The sequence below is a fragment of the Pontibacterium sp. genome (assembly GCF_041587635.1).
GTDB lineage: Bacteria > Pseudomonadota > Gammaproteobacteria > Pseudomonadales > Balneatricaceae > Pontibacterium.
This window is the reverse complement of sequence record NZ_JBFGYC010000614.1, coordinates 1-2,261: the sequence shown is the minus strand read 5'-3', so window position 1 is coordinate 2,261 and position 2,261 is coordinate 1. Positions and strand designations below refer to the sequence as shown.

Annotated in this window: 3 protein-coding genes; all 3 read right to left on the bottom strand. The window is 52.6% G+C overall.

The features are described 5' to 3' along the window. On the bottom strand, window positions 1–727 hold a 727-nt coding region (locus ABYW01_RS19815; RefSeq protein ID WP_372836128.1), incomplete at its 3' end, for a TRAP transporter large permease subunit. Then, complete coding sequence (locus tag ABYW01_RS19810) at window positions 717–1,250, bottom strand: TRAP transporter small permease subunit (protein ID WP_372836126.1); 534 nt, start codon at window positions 1,248–1,250, stop codon at window positions 717–719. The genes ABYW01_RS19815 and ABYW01_RS19810, both read right to left, overlap by 11 nt. Window positions 1,251–1,316: 66 nt before the next feature. Then, window positions 1,317–2,261 (bottom strand): TRAP transporter substrate-binding protein (locus ABYW01_RS19805; protein WP_372836125.1); only part of this gene is annotated, 945 nt, incomplete at its 5' end.

The window sequence follows — 2,261 nt, the reverse complement described above, 5'->3', positions numbered from 1 at the left end:
TGCTGCCCAACACCGCCACAATCAGCACCATCGAAAACAGCCCGTCACGCGCGATACGTAGCTTTTCTTTCCCCTTGAGTGCGGGTTGCTCAGCAGTATCTTTATCCAACGGCGCGCGATCAGGGTTCAGCATACAGCTGATCACCACATAGAGAATCATCAGCACCACCGTCAGCAAGGCGGGTAACATAGCCCCCAAAAACATCCGGCCTACGGAGTTCTGTGTTGATGCGGCAAACATAATCATGGGAATACTCGGTGGAATGAGGATACCCAACCCACCACCGGCCATGATGACACCCAATGCCAGACGTTTGTTGTAACCACGTTCCAGCATCGGTTTAAGCGCGATGCTGCCCGATGTCATGATCCCCGCGCCGATAATACCTACCATCGCACCGATCATTGAGCATACACCGATCACACTGATCGCCAGAGAACCACGTACACGCCCGATCAGCATCTGGCTGAAGTTAAACATCGCATCACCGATGCCCGATTTAGTCAGTAGCTGCCCCATGTAGATATACAGCGGAATGGCGAGTAGGATAAAACTGAAATAGGTCGCTTCCAGTGTCGAAGGAATGACGTTAAAAATACCGTCCCCCCACGTCATATAACCTATCGCCATCGCGATGCCACCCAACGCGAGTCCGACCTGAGCACCCAACGCAAAAAAGACCAGGATGCATAACAACAGCACCACGGTTAACATCTCAATGCCCATGGGCAACCTCCTCAAGCAGTGGACGACCGGTCACCAAAAAGAACAGCTCAGCCAGCATATCTCTGCACAATTGCGCGATAAACAAACCGCCAGCCACACACATCATGACCCAGAAGTGAAACATCGGAGGCGCCCATTCGCTCTGCCGGCGGTAGTCGAATTCCAACGCCTCTTCGTATTTTCCAAAACACATATAAACAATCAGAACTAGGAAGAAGACGCCCAATGCGTAGGTGATCAGGTTGAACACACTGCGAGTTTTATGCGACACCTGAAGGTAGAGAATATCGACATTGATATGTGCACGATTCTGCTGCGCATGCGCGCCACCCAGTGCAGCGATATAACCGAACATGAAGAGCGAAAGATCAAATGCCCAAATGGTTGGACTGTTGAGTACATAGCGGGAAAACACCTCAAAAGCCACCACCAGCGCAAGCAGCGGCATGAGCAATGAGGCCAGTTTTCCGCACCCTTTTACCAAGGCATCAATGCTTCGGCAGAAACCTCTAAGAAAAGACATAACCATAGATTCACCTGCAACGAATAAGGGTGTCTTAACGACACCCTATCCAAAGCTTCGTCGGACTTACTGACCGTTACGAAGAATATCGATCAGCTGCTTGCTGTATTTGTCTTTTGACGCGTATTCGTCCCAAAGACCGGCACCGGCGGTTGCCCACGCTGCGCGGTCTGCCTCCGATGGCTCCGGACTCCACTTGAGGCCTTTAGCCTCCATTTCAGCCACCGCTTCGGATTCCCACTGTTTGGACAAACGCAACTGATCATCAGCATGCACCTCGGTCGCTTTGCGCACAGCCGCTTTCAAGTCGTCCGGCAGTTTTTTCCATGCACCACGGTGTACAACGATTGGCAGTACCTGTGCGCCGGCCAGCGGCAGAGGGTACATATACTTCGCGACTTCCACGTGGTTACCGTCACGGTGATCGATCATGTTGCTGCCGATTGAACCGTCGATAACACCGGTCGCTAAGCTGGTGTAGATCTCGCTCCATGCCAGAGACACCGGGGAGGCACCCAAGTTACGCAGGAATTTTCCGTAAGCACCCGGTGCGCGAATTTTCAGACCCTTGAGATCTTCTACCGAGTTGATCGGTTGTTTCGTCAGTACATACACTGGTGGCTGAATATACGGCTCCAACCAGACCATACCCTGAGAGCCATACGCCTTGGTCAGCACCTTGTCCCAGCCCTTGTCATGAAACAGGGTCTGCAGCTCTTTCGGATCATCCGTACCACCCGGCAAACCAATCTCAACAACACCGGCAGGTAATTCGCCCGCATGCATCGACTGAAAAGGGGCTCCCATCGTAATCAAGCCAGACTTCACCGCACCCAACAGACCACTGGTGCCAACGCCTTCACCGGAGTAAAGAACCTGAACTTTGATGCGCCCCTCAGACATCGTCTCGATGTTTTTTGCCAGGCTTTCGTATACTTCGCCAAATGCAGTGCCGCGCCCGTACAAGTTACTGAAGCGCCAATTGTGTTCGGCAGCAGACACATCGGCAGC

What these genes read in the sequence shown, in the direction of transcription:
- ABYW01_RS19810 (WP_372836126.1), bottom strand. Translation starts at nt 1,250, where the DNA reads ATGTCTTTTCTTAGAGGTTTCTGCCGAAGCATTGATGCCTTGGTAAAA.